This window comes from Mastigocoleus testarum BC008, assembly GCF_001456025.1.
In the GTDB taxonomy this organism is placed as follows: Bacteria; Cyanobacteriota; Cyanobacteriia; order Cyanobacteriales; family Nostocaceae; genus Mastigocoleus; species Mastigocoleus testarum.
The window spans coordinates 49,683-68,387 of sequence record NZ_LMTZ01000119.1 but is presented as its reverse complement, the minus strand read 5'-3'; the positions used below and the strand labels follow the sequence as shown (position 1 = coordinate 68,387).

13 protein-coding genes are annotated in these 18,705 nt (G+C 39.5%); 2 read left to right on the top strand and 11 right to left on the bottom strand.

What is annotated here, in order from left to right; genetic code table 11:
- Positions 1-94: 94 nt before the first annotated feature.
- Positions 95-751 (bottom strand): phosphoribosyltransferase, encoded by a 657-nt coding sequence (locus BC008_RS30905; RefSeq protein ID WP_027843672.1) that lies wholly within the window; start codon positions 749-751, stop codon positions 95-97.
- 358 nt (positions 752-1,109) lie between these two features.
- Here BC008_RS30905 and lon point away from each other — a divergent pair, with 358 nt between their 5' ends.
- A complete protein-coding gene (lon, locus tag BC008_RS30900; protein ID WP_058184174.1) occupies positions 1,110-3,584 on the top strand; it encodes an endopeptidase La in 2,475 nt (824 codons plus the stop codon).
- A 4-nt stretch (positions 3,585-3,588) separates the two neighbouring features.
- Here lon and BC008_RS30895 read toward each other — a convergent pair whose 3' ends face one another.
- The 9 genes from BC008_RS30895 to trxA form a co-directional block, all read right to left on the bottom strand.
- A complete protein-coding gene (locus BC008_RS30895; RefSeq protein WP_027843670.1) occupies positions 3,589-5,175 on the bottom strand; it encodes a B12-binding domain-containing radical SAM protein in 1,587 nt (528 codons plus the stop codon).
- A 1,169-nt stretch (positions 5,176-6,344) separates the two neighbouring features.
- Positions 6,345-6,578, bottom strand: a complete 234-nt coding sequence (locus tag BC008_RS30890; protein ID WP_027845206.1) for a Nif11-like leader peptide family RiPP precursor — start codon at positions 6,576-6,578, stop codon at positions 6,345-6,347.
- A gap of 132 nt (positions 6,579-6,710) precedes the next feature.
- Entirely contained in the window at positions 6,711-10,049 is a 3,339-nt protein-coding gene (locus tag BC008_RS30885; protein ID WP_058184173.1) for a PAS domain S-box protein, read from the bottom strand.
- Between the two features lie 849 nt (positions 10,050-10,898).
- Positions 10,899-11,426, bottom strand: a complete 528-nt coding sequence (locus BC008_RS30880) for a DUF4330 domain-containing protein (RefSeq protein ID WP_027845207.1) — start codon at positions 11,424-11,426, stop codon at positions 10,899-10,901.
- 172 nt (positions 11,427-11,598) lie between these two features.
- A complete protein-coding gene (locus BC008_RS30875; RefSeq protein WP_027845208.1) occupies positions 11,599-12,726 on the bottom strand; it encodes a saccharopine dehydrogenase family protein in 1,128 nt (375 codons plus the stop codon).
- A 125-nt stretch (positions 12,727-12,851) separates the two neighbouring features.
- Positions 12,852-13,103, bottom strand: coding sequence for a hypothetical protein (locus tag BC008_RS30870; RefSeq protein WP_058184172.1), 252 nt, complete (start codon positions 13,101-13,103; stop codon positions 12,852-12,854).
- A gap of 138 nt (positions 13,104-13,241) precedes the next feature.
- Positions 13,242-13,781: a CBS domain-containing protein gene (locus BC008_RS30865; protein ID WP_036267078.1), complete on the bottom strand. Its 540-nt coding sequence runs from the start codon at positions 13,779-13,781 to the stop codon at positions 13,242-13,244.
- Between the two features lie 193 nt (positions 13,782-13,974).
- Positions 13,975-15,072 carry a pentapeptide repeat-containing protein gene (locus BC008_RS30860; protein ID WP_058184171.1) on the bottom strand — a complete coding sequence of 366 codons (1,098 nt, stop codon included), beginning with the start codon at positions 15,070-15,072 and terminating at the stop codon, positions 13,975-13,977.
- A gap of 667 nt (positions 15,073-15,739) precedes the next feature.
- Positions 15,740-16,057, bottom strand: coding sequence for a thioredoxin (trxA, locus tag BC008_RS30855; protein ID WP_027845209.1), 318 nt, complete (start codon positions 16,055-16,057; stop codon positions 15,740-15,742).
- A gap of 252 nt (positions 16,058-16,309) precedes the next feature.
- Here trxA and fabG point away from each other — a divergent pair, with 252 nt between their 5' ends.
- Entirely contained in the window at positions 16,310-17,092 is a 783-nt protein-coding gene (gene fabG, locus BC008_RS30850; protein WP_027845210.1) for a 3-oxoacyl-[acyl-carrier-protein] reductase, read from the top strand.
- A gap of 358 nt (positions 17,093-17,450) precedes the next feature.
- On the opposite strand, the gene BC008_RS30845 is transcribed toward fabG, so the two are convergent.
- The gene (locus BC008_RS30845) at positions 17,451-18,530 is read right to left on the bottom strand and encodes an MraY family glycosyltransferase (RefSeq protein WP_027846783.1); all 1,080 of its coding nucleotides are present in this window, start codon (positions 18,528-18,530) and stop codon (positions 17,451-17,453) included.
- Between the last annotated feature and the right edge of the window lie 175 nt (positions 18,531-18,705).

Genomic DNA, 18,705 nt, shown 5'->3' with positions numbered 1-18,705 from the left:
GGACACCCTCTTACAAGTTTTTGATGCGTAGTTAGTATTAAAGTAATTACTTTTAAGTCGTTAAATTTACCCCTTGCACTACAATTTTCTATATCTACGCGGTAAGCATTACTGAAGATTTCTCTAGCAATTCATGTACTTGCTTGTCACTTGTTTGGGAAAAATCATCATAATATAAGCCGACAGCATAAAAAGGTTCGGGAGTTGCCAAACATATTACTTTATCGACTTCTGCCCTTAATTGTTCGTAGACTGTTGCTGGTGCGACAGGAATAGCTACTATTATTTCCTTGGGTTGTTGTTCTTGTAGTATGGCGATCGCAGCCCGTACCGTTGAGCCCGTAGCAATGCCGTCATCTACAAGGATTACTGTACAGTTACGTACATTCAGCGACGGACAATGACCTCTATAGGAACGAGCGCGCCTTCTTAATTCTCGTAATTCTTTACTAGCAATTTTGTCAATTATCTTACTATCAATTTCCCAGTCATTTAAAACACTATAATTGAGTACTCGAATTCCATTAGGTGCAATCGCACCCATCGCTAATTCCTTATGATGTGGTACCCCAAGTTTTCTAATGATGCAGATATCAAGCGGGATGTTTAATGATTTTGCGACCTCAAATCCTACTGGAACTCCACCACGGGGTACAGCCAGCACAATTGTATCTAGGCGATTTGCATAGGCTTTAAGTCTTTGAGCGACTAGCTTCCCTGCTTTTGTACGATCGCGGAATTTAATTGTCATTAATCTCACCCCCTTAACATGAAGAGCACTGGCTTTACCCCACAAAATGTAATTACATGAGACAACAACTCTAATTTTTGTCCCTCAGTACTTCAAACCATCGAACCCATCTTATATTTATATAAAAAACGTGAGGAACTTGTGAGGACTTACCACATTATTCTCTCCTCAAGGAATAGCTCACAAATTCCTTAGATTTTTGACTTAAATTTAAATTAGATAGTTTCAAAATATTATTTGATTACAAACCTATAAAACACTGATTCAAAACCATCGAGTAAAAGGCATTAAGCGCAGAATATTAATTCCAGAATATTGATTCCACAAAACTTCTGGCAATTTTTACATAGGGGGTTACATGAATTATTTGACAAACCCATTTTCCGGGAAACCTAAAACCTTGGAAAGCAGTTTGCTTCTTCCTTTGATTAATGTTGTCTTGCTACCAGGGATTACATTACCTGTCATGGTTGTTAGATCGCACTCTGTAGGAGTAGTAGAAGCTACAGCATTAACATCACACAAGCAATTAATAATTGCTGGAGTTCGACCAGAATCGCGGCAAAGATTAGAAAAAAACCAAAAAGCTGAAATTGAAAGCTTGGAGGAGATTTATCCTGTTGCAACCTTAGCAGTAGTTCAACGCGTAATACGCTTACCAATGGCAGGAGGTATTCAAGTTATCCTTAGAGGGATAGAGAGAGTTTGTATCGACAAAATACAAATAACCAATCGTATTTGTGAAACTAATTACCACCGACTACCACAACTACATCAAGATAATACTTCTGAGCTTGAAGGAAAATCAGCAGCTAAGGTAGAAGCATTAGTCGGAGCAATTAAATCCCAATGGAGAGAAATAGCTACTTCTGATTCTACTTTTCCCCAAGAAGTTTTAGCTTTCTTGCAAGATAATGATAACCCAGCTCTATTGGCTTATCAAAGTAGTATGCTTCTCCCCCACGATCTCGATAAAATTCAAGGATTACTGGAAGAAGAAAATCTCGAACAACTTCTTAGAAAGGTACTTGCAGATTTGAGCCAAGAAGTAGAAGTTCAACGCCTACAAGGTCAAATTCTAGGCGAAACCAAAAAAGAAATCGATCTACAACAACGAAAATTCTTTCTGCGCGAACAATTGAAGAAAATTCAACAAGAGTTAGGGGAAGGTAAATCGGAAACTCAAGAAATTGAAGAATTACGAACCCGTATAGCTACAACTCAGTTACCCGGTTGTGTAGATAAGCAAGCAAAACGAGAATTATCGCGTCTAGAAAGAATTGGTAATGCTTCAGCAGAAGGGGGCGTAATTCGCACATATCTTGACTGGCTATTAGAAATGCCTTGGAACCAAACAGTCCAAGATAATTTAGAATTAAAGAATGCCAGAGAAGTTTTGGATGCCGACCACCACGGTTTAAGTAAAGTAAAAGACCGCATTATTGAACACTTAGCAACATTTAAACTCAAACAGAAACCCATAAAAAAAGATAAACCAGAGGTGAAAGTTACTAACTCCGACTTTCCCAGGAGTATTGCTTTTGGTACGGTTTTATGTTTTGTCGGACCACCGGGAGTAGGTAAAACTAGTCTGGGGCGCTCCGTTGCTCGGGCTTTAGGTCGCCCATTTGAGCGTATTAGTTTAGGTGGGTTGCGTGATGAAGCTGAACTACGGGGTCATAGGCGTACTTATGTTGGTGCAATGCCAGGTCGTATTGTCCAAGCTCTACATAGATCTGGGGTGAAAAATCCAGTCATTATGCTAGATGAGTTGGATAAAGTTGGTATGGACTATCGCGGCGATCCGGCTTCGGTATTATTAGAAGTTCTTGACCCACAACAAAATTACTGCTTCCGCGACCTCTATTTAGATTTAGATTTTGACTTATCCCAAGTATTTTTTATTGGTACTGCAAATGATTTATCTAAAGTTGCTGCACCATTACTCGATAGATTAGAAATTATTGAACTGTCGGGTTATTCTGAAGAAGAAAAATTAGCCATTGCCCAAAAATATTTGCTACCACGCCAGATTGAAAAAGCTGGACTTCCTGAAGATGCAGTGCAAATACCTTCACAAACCCTTAGGCTAGTAATTAAAAATTATACCCGCGAAGCAGGAGTTCGAAGATTAGAGCAAAATTTAGGTACTCTTTGCCGTAAAGTTGCAGTACGTCATGCATCAGGTGATACTAATTCTGTAGTTATCGATCCAGAACAGTTAGAAGACCAACTAGGAGCAAAAGTCTTCTTAGGAGAACAGATGCGAAAGTCACCTCAATCGGGTGTCGCTTGTGGTCTAGCTTGGACTTTGGCTGGTGGGGAAGTTTTGTTTGTGGAGGCAGTGACATTATCACAAGGTAAAGACCTTGTGCTGACTGGATACCTGGGTGAAGTCATGGAAGAATCTGCTCGCATTGCTTATTCCTATGTTTGGTCAAATGCAGCTTTATTGGGTATTGATACCACTGTTTTTCAAACCAATGGCCTACATATTCACGTCCCAGCCGGCGCAGTTCCTAAAGATGGGCCCTCTGCTGGTGTAACAATAGTAACTGCAATTGCTTCTTTATTAATGGATTGTGCTGTGCGAACAGATACAGCAATGACCGGGGAAATCAACCTGAGCGGCGAAGTCCTTCCCATTGGTGGAGTTCGAGAAAAAGTTTTAGCCGCTCGTCGTGCTGGTATTAAGAGGGTAATATTACCTCAACAAAATGCTAAAGACTTAGTAGATGTTCCAGAAGATGTTAGCAAGCATCTAGAATTTATCTTTTGCGATCGCATTGACCAAGTTCTTGAAAATGCTTTGCTGCAGCCATTTAAGAGTTGATAAATTATTGTATCAGTGTTGCTTCTGGAGCAGGTGCCGATGTCGTAGAAAGTTGGAGCGGATCGTAGCCAAGCTGTCGGGCAATGCTTTCTCTAGCTAACATGCGATATTCCCAAAAATGTTCTCCAGCAGCACATAATCCCAGGTACATATTGAGAAGCTGCGGTTTTCTCAACAGGACAATCAAGAGTTGATACCAAAACTGCCACCGAATTTCAGGACGGCGAATGCCTTGGTGCCAAATAAGTTGAGTGATAAACCGCATCCTCTTACTTAAAGAAAATTGCATCATGTGTTTTTGATTTTTCAAAGAACAAATCTTAAGACATTGCTGTAAACAGCGTCTGAGATAGTTTCGAGGCTCGTACAGTATCCAGAAGCCTTCGACATATTCTTTAGTAATATCTGCGATGGGGCGTGTTGGGACAAAATTCATTATAGTATTCTGGTCGCCTGTCAGATGACCATTGCCCTCAATTAAGCGTTGCTCTTTTTTTAACCGCTCCCAGAGGGCGGTATTGGGTAGAGCTTGAAGGATGCCCAACATAGGTTGAGGAATGTTAGTTTGTTCGATAAACTCTTGTATGCGATCGCCCGCCCCGGAACGTTCTCCATCAAAACCAAGAATAAATCCTGCATAAATAAGCATTCCTGCATCATTGATTTTGTTGCAAGCTTCCACAAGGGGGTTACGGGTGTTTTGCAGTTTTCGAGTAACTTGTAAACTATCCTGGTCTGGGGTTTCGATACCGAGGAAGACTGCATAAAAGCCTGCTTCACCCATCAGTTGAAGTAATTCATCATCCTCTGCCAGATTGACTGAGGCTTCCGTAATAAAAGTAAAGGGATAGTCGTGCTGCTGCATCCAAGGAATCAATTCTCTCAGGAAGCGTTTGACATTCCTCTGATTACCAATAAAGTTGTCATCCACAATAAAAAGTGAACCACGCCAACCTAAGTTATAAAGGGTTTGTAACTCAGCAAGAGCTTGTTCCGGTTCTTTCGTACGGGGTTTGCGACCATAAAGAGAAATGATGTCACAAAATTCGCAGTTGAAGGGACACCCACGGGAAAACTGGATTGCCATCATCAAGTAGGCAGAACGTTCAAGCAGGTCAAAGCGTGGCATTGGGCTTTGGGTAACATCCGGCTTTTCAATAGAGCGGAAAATGCCCTTGGTTTCACCTTGACAAAGTGCCTCAAGAAATAAAGGAACCGTCATTTCGCCTTCATCCAGAATCAGGAAATCAGCTCCAGCATCCAACGAATCTTGAGGGACAGAGGTGGGATAGGGTCCACCCACTGCAACTTTCTTTCCCAACTGGACTGCTTTATGAATCAACCGGTGGAAATCCTGCTTCTGTACAATCATGGCTGAAAGAATCACCAGATCGCACCACTCCCAATCTGCTTCAGTTTCACAAGCGACATTGCGATCGCGAAATCGAATCTCCCAATCTTGTGGTAAGAGTGCTGCAACCGTAATAATTCCCAAAGGTGGAATTACTGCCTTCAGTCCAGCAATCTCCATGAAGCGATCGTAAGACCAAAAGGACTGGGGAAATAGAGGATAGAGTAGTAGTATTTTCATAATAACCTCGCGGTAGCAGAGCCTGCAGTATCGCCGTTGCCTCTGTAAACCCAGTCTTTCAAAAGCGAATAACTTAGGAATGTGGATTAAATAAAGTATAAAAGTGGGGCGCTGTTAGGATCACGTAACGCACCATTCCAAATTTCAAAATAACAGGTTATTAAATTCTCATTCCTTAGTCTAGTCAACTACGCCTTAAACCTTGGGCCCGAAGCCCAGTGTCTTTAGACCTGGGTCGTTGACAAATACCTTCAGTAGTTGAAGATGCGCCAAATTATTTTTTCTAAATCAAGCTATATGAAGCTTTTCAGCCTTGGAGTTCAGCACAGCTTCAAGTATAAATTGTCTGAGTAGTGGGAAGGCTTCAATCAAAAAGTTATGTAACTTTTCTTTGTATAAATCTTAATCAAACAAACCATCTATAGCACTACGCAATTAGGTTAGGACATCAATGAATCCTAAAAGCTATGAGCAAGTAGTGTGCTTTTGACTTGTGTCCGTAGGACACGCATTAACGCAGTGTGACGCAACAGCGTCATAACCTAGAGCAGAAGGGCGACGGCAGATCCACAGGTAACGGCTCCGTAAGTAGCGTAGCTATAGTTATAGCCTCTTGCTGCGCTACCTACGGTTAAGCCAAACGGGCGGAGCCTATGACTACGTCACCTTACGGATCCGGCGACGGCAAAGCCTCTTGCTGCGCTAACGTCGTCAGACCTGTGCATTCGTCTTTAGACGCATCCAAACCGGTACGCTTACGCTAGCCGCTAATGACTTATGTCCTACGGACACGCTACGCTAACGACTTGCGCGTAGCGCTATACAGCTTCACCAATGATTGTGACGAGAGTACCCTGGGTTAAAGAAGAGGACATAAAAACTCCGAGAATGGAATGATAAGTATTTAACTAAAAATGCTAGGCTGACGTACACTTAAACTGAATAATTTAGTGTCTCTAATGCTTTTAGAGCCTGAGTTTTTGTTTCAAAATAAATGCCGAACAGCTTAAATCTCGTCGGCAATTCAACCGGATCCCATCGTAGTATTTACGTCCACCCGCTTTATCTTTTGGGCAGAGCAATATCCCAAAAAGACAAACATCTATTTGCAGTCTGATAGATGTAGAATTCTACAAGCAAAGCAGCTATCTCTTCAGTTCTTAATTCTTTTATCTTGGAAACAGATGTCGCCTTGGTCCAATACCTGGATTAAAAATACCTGCAACATCTTCATCAGACAATTGGCTCAGTTGAGTCTCTAAATCTTTGACATTGAAGTTATAGCCTCTAGCTGCAGCTAAAAGAATGAAATCTTCTGGATTGCTAAGGGCTTTTTGTCTTTCCTGTTGAGCATGGGCTTGCTCTACTTGTTTATAGATTCGGGCAGCATTTTCCTGAATCATAACTATACCTCCTTCTGGAAGGACGATTTTTTAAACTTTTTCCCAGCTTTCGCGATTCCAAATGTTATAAGGAAAATTTATTTTAAATATAAATAATTATACAACATAATTATTTTTTAACCAACGTATTTTTCACAACTTCTTATCTTGGAAAGTTTCTACTAAAGATTGGTCACATTCAGGCAAAACTTCTGCTATGGCTTTTACTAATTCACACGCCGTGAAAGGTTTAGCTAAAAATCCTTGAACTCCAGTCCCTACAGTTTTTGCTAAAGCCTCTGTAGAGGCTAAACCACTGGTAGCAATAATCTTTACTCGTGGATTTATTCTTTGCAAAGTACGAATAGTAGTTGCACCATCCATTATAGGCATCATCATATCTGTTAGCACAATACTAATGTCATCTTTGTGGTTAGCGTAAACAGAAATTCCTTCTATTCCATCTTTTGCGGTGAGTACTTGTAAGTTATAGTTTTCCAGGGTGGTTTTAATAATTTCACAAATTTTTGCTTCGTCATCAATTACTAAAATTACTTCTCCCTTTCCTACTAATCCTTGTAGATCCTGTTCTTTGTCTGAAACAAGCCCTTCTTGACTGGGTAAATATACTTGAAACTGACTACCATTTCCCAATTCACTGGATATCTTCACAAATCCGTCATGGTTTTTAATAATACCCAATACCGTAGATAAACCCAAGCCTGTACCTTTACCGACATCTTTTGTAGTGAAAAATGGATCAAAAATCCTGTCAATATTTTCCGGGGGAATACCAACTCCAGTATCGGCAATTGTTACGACAACATAAGGCCCAACCTTAGCATCAATATTCATCCTGGCATAACTTTCATCAACAAAAATATTCTCAGCCAGAATACTTAAAGTACCACCATCAGGCATGGCATCCCGGGCATTAACTACTAAATTCATAAATACCTGATGCAACTGGGTAGGGTCTGCTGCAACTGTCCATAAATCTCGCGGTAAATTCCTTTCAATTTCAATAAACTTAGGAAATGTTCCTTTGACAAATTGCTCGATATCCCTCAATAAATGCTTAACTTGTAAAATTGTGCGCCTAGCTTCATTACCACGGGCGAAGGACAAAATCTGTTTAACTAGGTTCGCACCCCGTTTGGCACTGCTTTCTAGCATTTTCAACATGTCTTGGGAACTTCGATCAAGATTAGTCACCTTGAGAGGTAATAATTGTGAAACTGCCAAAATCGGTGTCAAAATATTATTTAAATCGTGAGCAATACCACTTGCCAAAGTCCCAAGACTTTCTAGGCGCTGAGCCCGGAGAAACTGTTTCTCTAGTTGCTTTTTCTCAGTAATATCAGTGTCAACTGTAAGGATAGATTTGGGATTTCCTAACTTATCTTTTACCAAGGTCCAACGGCTAGCAACGATTATTTCCCTACCTTCTTTAGTGATTTTATGTAGCTCACCTTGCCACGAATGTTTATCCTTGATTGTTTGGAGTGCTTCGGTTAATTCCGGTGAAATTTCTTTGTATAAAAGTTCGTCTGCAACCTGACCAATTGCTTCCTGTGACGTCCAGCCATACATGCTTTCAGCTGCTTGATTATAGTATATTATCTCGCCCGACAAACTTCGGAGCAAAATCGCATCTGTAGTAACATCAAGTAATGCAGCCTGTTCGGCAATTTTTTCTTCTGCAAGCTTGCGCTCGGTAATATCACTAGCAATCAGTACGGCAGTTGTGGCTTTTCCTTGAACTTGATTTGGTGCAATTTGGGTTTTATAGAAGCGAGTATCACCTTGTCGGTCGGGGATTGCGTACTCTATTTCTTGAACTTGTTGGGTGGTAAAAACCTGCTCTAAAACCGAATCAATGCTAGAACGTTGATCTGGGGGAAACCATTTTGTGACTAAGCTGCCTAGTAACTTTTCTTGAGATACGCACTCATTGGTACGATTTGCAAAGATAATTCTACCGTTGCGATCCAGTTCATAAATATAAATGGGTGCATTGACAGTAAGAGAATGTAATTTTTGAGCTAGATCGCGGTAACGCTCTTTACTTTCTCGTAATGCTTCTTCTACTTGCTTGTATTCACTGATGTCCTGAGAAATCCCGTAAAAACGTACAACCCTTCCTTGGGCATCTTTGTCTACTCGTCCGCAAGAAAAGGCATAACCAACAGTACTATCGGGACGTAGAAAGCGAAACTCTGTTTCATAAGGAATACCTTGTTCCAAGGCAGCTTTAGTAATTTTATTCACCCTTGCTCGATCTGCAGAATGAATAAATTGATTTGCCACTTCGATATTGGGTATTGGGCTATCTTGATTTAAATTAGTAAATCGATAAAATTCTTCTGACCACCATTTCTCACCAGTATTTAAGTCCCAAGACCAACTTCCCATCTTTGCTACTCGTTGTGCTTCCTGTAGCAAAGCCTCAGTACGTCGGAGTTTTTTTTCTACTTGTTTGCGTTTAGTTATATCCCGAATAACCGCAAGTAAACCAATTTTATTTCCACTGTTGTCTTGAAGAAAACTAATTGATAAATCTACATGAATTTCTTGACCATTATTTTTAATATGAATATTTTCTCCTTGCCACCATCCTTGTGTTAACAAAGCATTGTCAGCTAAATACTTATCTTCGTTATCGATCCATTGATACTTATAAACTTCTTCTAAATGCCGACCAATAAATTCATCTGCTTCAATATTGTACAATTGCTCTGCTCGTCTGTTTAAATAAACGACGTGATGTTCGTTATCAATGGCGATTACTGCATCACTTACGTGGGCGAGAACATTTGCCTGAAAGTTGATTTGAGCTTCTATTTGAGAGCGGACTTTAATTTCCCGTTTACAACAAATTTTTGCTTTTTCAAATATATTAACTTGCTGTTTTAACTCAGAACGAGTTTGATATAGCTCTTCTTGTAATTCTTTTAAATGATTTTCCTGTGATTTTAATTGTTTTTGTAATCCTGGAATAAGATCGGTTTTCTCTTCCGAACCAAATACTTGCTGTAAATGATTTTGAGTAATAATACCAACCAATTTATTTTGCCGATCTAAAATCGGTAAATGGTGAATCCCATGTCGATGCATGAGCGATTGCACAGTGAAAATATCATGATTCGGATATATCTTTAAACTTATGACTTGCTGAGTCATTACCTCAGAGATTCTCACACCGGAGAAATTTATTCCAGAACCAGCAAGCCTGACAATATCTATATGTGTAAATATTCCTACTAAAGACAACCCTTCTACTACCAACACATAATCTTTCGGGTTGCGATCAGTTTTATTTGGTTGTGATAATTTTCCCCGCACCCCAAATTTGTTACTACGATTTTGTCCTTCATGCATCATCAAAGGAATTGCATCGACAACTAAAGTGTCCGGTGTAACGGTCAATGGGGAAACATCAATAACACCATTTAAATCACAAAAATCAATCAGCTTGTTGTTAGGTTCCATGGCTAATTTGCCTCAGGAAAACCCAAGGTAAGATTATTACATATACCACACCTATTCGAGTTACCGTAAAATACAACCCACCCCACAAATTAAAAATAAGGGAATAACAGTTGAAAAATTTAAAAACAATAACTTATAGCGGGATTGTAAAAGTCAGAAGACAAAAGGAATTTGGATGGGAAGGAATCCAATATTTTTGATATTAGGCTTTATTACTATTCTTTTACCTTACTTATTGCCAACTCGCTATATATCATCTTTAAAAATAGGCGATATAAATATTGTAGCGATTTTTCAACTTTCGATATCTTTTGTGAATTTTTATTACAATATAAATAGATATATTCCAAAATTATTATCACCCGTGGGTACTATCAGTTTATAGTTAATTAACTTTTTAAAATAATTATTAATTACTCACAACTTTGTGCTGTTACAGTCCGGGAAACCTACGGTACATTTTACGCCACGTTAAGTTCTGCTAGCCGCTAGCTAAACATTAGCCACTAACTGACTCATTACTCATTACCGTGCGCTGTAGACACCCTCATTAGTCTGTGCTTACGCCCCAACTCGTCCCGCTATAGCTAGAGCCTGAGGGGTACCTGCGGTGTGGTGTTTAGACGCAGCAAGCTGTATGACTACGTCACGCAATACCTACGGTACGCTACGCTAGCAACGCTAACATCCGTAGGATGCGTACTAACGCCTCTGGCGCATATCACGGCATCGGCAGATTCGCAAGGTGACGTTAGTCAGAGCCTTTGGCGTCGGCATAGCCTCTAGCCTCCGGCCTCTAGCTGCGCTACCTACAGAGCCGCTAACATTACTATTACTCATTACTCATAATTATTTATCCAATCTGACATCAATGATATTGCCTCGGAAATAGTAATTAAAACCTTCCATTGTGGCAGGCATACCTATTTTTAATTTACTATCACCTACAAATGAAGCATCATCTTTCACTTCAGCGCTACTTGATAAAGTTACTAACATGTTTGTTAGAAAACGAGCCGTAGGATCCTCTAATTCTTTGACCGAACCATCTGGTTGAGTTACAGCAGTAGTAATTGGTATTAGTTGAACAGATTTGATCTGCATTTGACCAGCAGGTTGGTTTTTGATTGTAATATCAGTATTGACTCCATTTTTCAACTCTTGATTCACTAAATCTTGAGGGCGACTAATACTCAAATACTTCACCAATAAATCTAACTCTACAGGCTGAGTTGAAGCTGTAGCATAAGTTGGGGAATTAAGTACACCTGGTGTAAATAAAACTGATGTTAATATTAATACTACTGCGAGTAATATACTCCAACTAAATCGCTTCAATATATCTATAAACTGCTGAAACAAACCAAAACTCCTCATCTATACAAGTTCCTACTTATACGACAAACATGTTTGTCAATTGGGTTTGTATTTAACCATTTACCCAATAAATCTAACAGTTCATAACTTTATCAAAATAAAGCTGGTTTATTTGAACATCATTATTAAATATTTAAATATCACACCGAGTAATTAGGTTGAAACAATAAATTTAAATCCAGTCTTGATTAATATTAATACCCCTAGTTTCCATACTTTCCAAAAACAGATTCGTTGGAAGTGCTTCTTCCACCGGAAAAACTCCAGCTTTTCTCAATTTACCTTCTAATAATAATTGAGCTATGGTACCGGTACCACACCCTGCTGCGATCGCTGTATTTTCATGGATTAAATTTGCCCTACAGACAAGAGAATTACCATTTTTGGTTCCAGTTACTTCTGCACAAACTGCAACTCCAATTCCACTAAAGCGATCAGTGACATCTGTCATCAAATGACTAACATGGGATAAAAACTCGATTCCCCTCGAATTTCTCAGCCACGAGCGAGGGAAAACATGTGCGGCGATCCAGGTCAAATGGTTATAAAAGTCAGGAACAGAACCAAACTTAGTAATAACACTACTCACACGGGGAAAAGACTTCGGAAGAGTGTAGGTCTCCGGCATATCATACCAATACACACCATTAGCTCCGTAGGGTGATGGGAAATCAATAATTTCGCGATCAGTATATGGTTTGATGATTTTCCAATCACCCTCTATCCATGCTTCAAAGGAATTTTGCAAACCTAAAAATGTTGTACGCATTACTGTGACACCAGCTCCACCGGAACCAGAAACTACGTAACTCAAATGAATTTTCTCCGGTTCATCGAACTGCTCAACGCATTGTCGCACCATACTATTAGATATTCCTGGAAATATCCCGGTGTTTACAATTGCAGTCACATTTGCATTAACTGCATCTTTGTGGTGTTCTAAGGCTCTAATAGTGTAGGAACGGTGGTCGCTAACATCCAGATAATTCACACCCTGCTTAATGCATAGCTCTAAAACCTTAGTATCCCGGTGATGAAAAGGACCAGCACAGTGAATTACTAAATTAGATTTAGCGATTTCTGATGCCAATTTGTCAATATTCGCTAAATCCAAACTGAGGAACCGCAATTGAGGATTTAATTTATGATTTGGTTGATGGTTTAATTGAATATCTCTAATTTTACTTGCAGTGCTACGCCCAGTAAGAATCACTTCTGAGTCTGTATTAGTTGCAATATCTTGGGCGACGCTACCACCGATGCGCCCATTTCCTCCTAAGATTAGAACTTTGTTGGTCATTATTTCAAAATAAACACCCCTTTTTTATTTCATAAAAATTTCTCGGTAGTTTATGCTAACGCGTCGCTGCGCTAAGGAAACCCAGCTTATTCATCATAACTGGGAGGAAAAACGCCCCGGTGGTTTTAACCACATTGAACAATTAAGCCAGTGGAACGTTTAAGTAGTTGAACTTTATTTCTAGAAAACTGACCAAGCCGTTTCCAGTCAGAATTGCTAACAGAAACTTGCGTTTTAGTGTCACCACTAACCCAGCCCCTAACGGTTTTCTTTCCTTGGGTCGCTTCAGCATAATCACCTTTCCTGAATCCGTGCTTGGTAACAGTCCCACCATACTTGCGACGTTTAGCACCTTTACTAAATTGCAGTAAATGCAACTGACGACGACTGACGGGAGGGCGACGAATTACAGTTAACGGCTTATAGCCTAGTCAATTCTCAGTAAGAACTGTCTCTTACAAGCTCAGTGGCTTTAGCCCTGAGTTATTGACTTAATATCTAACTTAGATTGTACTTTATTTTGCTCTTCTACTTGCTGCTTCTGCTTGCAACTCTTCTACAACATCCCAAGCTGCAGCACATTCTTTTGAGGTTGGTCCCTTCGCTTCACAAATAGCTCTTGCATCATCTCTTGCTGCTTCAATTGCATCTTCGAGATAAATTCTTCGGGGTTCCTCAACAAAGTCACTTTTTTTGAGAATATCTGTAATAGAAACAATGCCAAGCAAAGTATCTTTTATCACAGGAGCACGGCGAATTCCGGTATTAGCAAATAAACGGGCGACATACTCTACTCCCAACTCAGGGTTTACGGTAATGCAGGGCTTGGTCATAATTTCGTAGACCCGGATTTTTTTTGGATCTTCACCATATGCAGCGATTTTATAAATAATATCGCTTTCTGTTACCATTCCGTAGGGGTCATTATCGTGACGACGTTCAACTATTAAGGCACGTAGCCCTTTGTCTTTCATTAAAGTCACAGCTTCAGCAACCGTTGCTGAACCAGTAATAGTCACCACCTCTTTGGTCATGATTTCTTCTGCTTTCATCATGGCTATTTACTCCCCCTGTAGATCAAAGTGATGGTTTATATTGATAATTCTTATTTACATGTGGAAATCCCATAAATATTGTATGCCATTTTGTGCGTCGAGATAATTCGCCATCTTTGAAAGATTTATCCGAAAAAATGATAGAAAAATCCTATTTTTAAACTCCATTAGTTTTAGGTGCATGAGGGATAATTCATTTTTGAAGTTTCTGTAGTATGGGTTTATCTGCAGACTCTTCAAATATTGCACCCCGTCGAATTAAATCCAGCTTTATTCTTTCAGAGATTCCCAAGTTATTCCTAAATTTAGCATTTTTAACATTTGCACCTTCAAAGATAGTATTACTCAGATTGGCTCCAATAATATTTGCTCCACTAAGATTTGTATTACTCATATTAGCTCCATTGAGGTTGACACGATATAGGTTGGAATAGCTTAGATTTACACCACTGAGATCGGTATGACTGAGGTTAACAATGCTGAGATTAGCATCTCCAAAGTTAGCATTTCTGAGTTGCTTAGTACTACTAAAATTGGTCTCCAAAAGAATCGCACCACTGAAATTTGCACCGTAGAGTTCCACATTACTTAGGTTTGCATTACTGAGGTTGGCATACATCAGGTTGCTACTCTGCAGATTAGCACCACTGAAGTTGCTCTTGGTGAGGTTGGTACTTTGGAGGTTGGCTCTGCTCAGGTTGGCGCTGCTGAAGTCAGCACCACTAAAATTTCCGCTGCTAAGATTGGCGTTAATGAGGTTAGCTTGACTAAGATTGGTTATAGTTATTTTGAGTTCGCCACTAATTGGGAGTTTGATATTGCTGAGATTGGAGTTCTCGAGATTACTACCAATCATATTTGCACCATCTATTTTTGCAAAAGTGAGGTTTGCATCTTTCAGGTCCGCACCACTGAGATTCGTATTCCTCAGGTCTGCACCTTCAAAATAGGAATTCCTAAGGTTCGCACCCTTAAGGTTCGTACCTTCAAAATAGGAGTTTTTGAGGTTAGCATTATTTAATTGAATTTTGGATAGGTTAGTTTTACTAACATTAATCCCTGCAAGACTAAAATCTTCCTTATATAGTCTTTCAAGTGCTAACCGCACCACTCCACTTTGAGAGCCTTTACCCTCTCTAACTACTTCCCAAGCTTTAAATATTCTTTCTTCTTTTCTCTCATCCAATATCCACCAGAAAGTTACAACTCCGGTTACACCAGCAACTATACTTATAAAAATACTTATTCTTTCAATAAGATTAAATATACACTTATTATTTTTAGTATTCATTGAATTTTTTTTATTTTTAACTTATAGCCTAGGAACACGACCATCAGTTTATAGAATTTAGCAACACTAAGGTCAAGCTTGACAGAATCACTCTGCTTGCGTGGCTAAACTAGATATTGTATAAGCTATATCAGCGCCTGTATTTATGATATTCCTTTAAATAGAATGCAATACTTGATGTAGCAAAAATATACGGTAATTAATACTTACAATAGACTCTGCTAAATACAGCGTAAATTATGAATTTTGATACTCTAAAAATTTTCTAGGCAAAGGCATTTTATGTTTTTGACACGCTGAAAATATTAGTACTCACTAATACATTGCTTACTTATTTGATTAATTGTTTATAATTAATTGATATTAGACAGTTAATAACAAACTATCAAGCAATAAAGCTACATGTTGTCAGTTAAATTTGTCTATGTTTTTTTATTTTTTGATTTTAATTAGATATGTTAAGATATATTTCAAATTTGAAATATGAATTCTCAACTTCTGCCATCGTTGATTATGTGCCCCACACATACCAGTGGGGAGACAAATAAAAATAATAAATAAAAGTATCCCCGTATACAAGAATCGGGGAAGCTTAAATTAAAACAAATAATAAACAATTGACGAGCTAGTAATGATTGGATTTTGCTTAAAATTTATTCGTTTCTAGCTAAAGTAGTCTTTCAAGGTGCTGTACCAGTTGTGGTGCTTGAAGTAAACCTTCAATTCTTTCTACAGCTTCACCTTTCTTAAATAAAACTAAAGTGGGTAAAGCTTCGATTTGATACTGACTTGCTAGTTGGGGATACTTGTCGGTATCAATTTTTACTATCTTCATTTTTCCTTGAAGTTGAGCATTTACTTGTTCCAAAATCGGCACCATCATTTGACATGGTCCACACCAAGCCGCATAAAAATCCACTAGTACTGGTAAGTCAGAACCAGACAGCATTTCCTCAAAGCTGTTAAATTTCTTTTTCACAGACATATGTTCTTACCGCTTTAATACTACTGCTTAATAGTAGTGTGTTTATCAAGAATTTGGAATTAGGGATAGCACTGCGTGCCGCCGCAAGCGGCATATGGCGACTGGCGACTGGGATTACTAATCTTTAGTTTCTATCCCCAATCCCTAATCCCTAGTCGCTAATCTCTAAAATAATCTTAATTTTTAATGAATAATCGCTCTATGATGATAGCGATTAGAACGCAATGATTGAAAATTAATAGGAACAGATAAATGGCAGTGCTTGAATTATCGGAAGTATTACCAGAAAATTTACAAACCCTACGTTCCCAAGTGGCTGTTGTCACCGGTGCATCACGGGGAATCGGACGGGCGATCGCCCTAGAATTAGCAAAAATGGGAGCTACAGTTGCGGTAAACTATGCATCTTCTAGTGGTGCGGCTGAAGAATTAGTCGAAGCAATTACTAAGGCTGGCGGAAGTGCGATCGCTCTTCAAGCAGATGTTTCCAAAGCCGAACAAGTGGATGCACTAATAAAGGCTGTAATGGAAAAATTCAAGCGTGTTGATATTTTGGTAAATAATGCAGGTATTACTCGCGATACACTGCTATTACGAATGAAACCAGAGGATTGGCAAGCAGTCATTGACCTCAACTTAACTGGTGTTTTCCTCTGCACCCGTGCGACTAGTAAGATTATGCTGAAGCAACGTTCTGGGCGGATTATTAATATAGCTTCGGTTGCCGGACAAATGGGTAATCCGGGACAGGCTAACTATAGCGCGGCGAAAGCAGGTGTGATTGGTTTAACTAAAACCCTCGCCAAAGAATTTGCTGCTCGTGAAATTACAGTCAACGCAGTCGCGCCAGGTTTTATTGCTACTGATATGACTAATGACCTCAAAAATGATGAAATTCTCAAATATATTCCTCTCGGTCGCTTTGGAAAACCAGAAGAAGTGGCGGGGATGGTGCGCTTTTTAGCCTCGGACCCCGCCGCTGCTTACATTACAGGACAAGTTTTTAATGTGGATGGTGGAATGGTGATGGCTTAAAACAGTTGTCAGTTGTCAGTTACCAGTTATCAGTTAATGCGCTGTCGCGCACGCTGCGCTAACAGTTAATGCGCAATACCTACGGTACGCTTACGCTAGGAACGCGCACGCTATAGCTACGCTACCTACGGATCCGCTAACAGTTTATGGCTTACGCCACGCCCTTACGGGCTACAGTTAATGCGCAATACCTACGGTACGCTTACGCTAGGAACGCGCACGCTATAGCTACGCTACCTACGGATCCGCTAACAGTTATCAATTTTTTTGATTTATTTTGTATTTGCTGTTAACTGTTCCCTGTAGCCCGCGAGGGCGTGGCATTAGCCATAAACTGTTAACTGTTCACTGACGTTTGTCAAACTTTGTGCATTCTTTGCCAAATTGCAAATCCTAATAACATAAGAATACTAGCTGTAGTTGCAAGTATTACACTGATACTCATACCTCTGATTCTCATAGCCAGTAAATTAAAAATCCAAGTTACAAACCACAATGCAAAAGCAGCACGACGTTGGGATAATCCCCAAGCTAATAAGCGATGATGTAAATGATCTTTTCCTGGTGTTGTTAATGGGTTTTTTCCTGCCATTAATCGGCGGATAAATACTTGAGATGTATCTAGTACCGGCAACAACAAAAATAAAACTGGCGGTACCAAGGTAACAACTGTTGTGGTTTGTAATTCTCCCAAAATACTTGTGGCTGCTAGCACATAACCAAAAAAGTAGGCACCAGCATCACCCATAATAATTCGGGAAGGATGAAAATTATGTCGTAAAAATCCCAGCGCAGCGCCAGATAAAGCAGCAAGTATTAAAGTCGCTGCAGCGCGGTTGGGAAATTGTGCTGAAACTGCTAATAAACTAATCGAAGTAATAAAACTGACCCCTCCCACTAAACCATCCATACCATCCATTAAATTGATCGCATTGGTGATTCCCACTACCCAAAATACTGTTAGCAGCATTGAGAGGAATGGATCTATAGGAGTACCAAAGGTTAACTGAAAACTAATACCATTAGCAAACAGCAACAAAGCAGTTAAAATTTGGATCAATAAGCGAAATGATGCTGGCAAACTGAATTGGTCGTCAATGAATCCAACCAGAACTAGGATGGAACCGCCTAACAAAATCGTTAACACTTGTGCCAAAACACTGTGTAGTTCGATCGGACGTAAAAGAGTTGCCAAAACAATAGCAGCGATCGCTCCAGCATAAATAGCCAAACCGCCAGCATTAGGCAAAGGTTCTCGATTTAATCGTCTTGCATTTGGTTGGTCAGCCCAACCAACCTGCAAAGCAAATTTACGTACTATTGGCATTAGACGCCATGTTACCAACCAAGCCAAGAAAAAAGTGAAAACTACTGCCAACCAGCCGGAACCGTAGGGATCGGCAATTCCGATTGCCTGCAGGGAGTCGTATAATTTCATCCCCCAAATCAACTATATTTGTCAATTTCTATGAATATTAACTGATATATTAGTCTGTTTGTTCCGCGAATATTGTATTTTCTACCTCGATCTGAATTTATATTTCTTACAAGTGAGTCTGAGAATTAGGATAAATCCCAAAGTACAAAAAGAATATTAAAGATATAATCTCCTT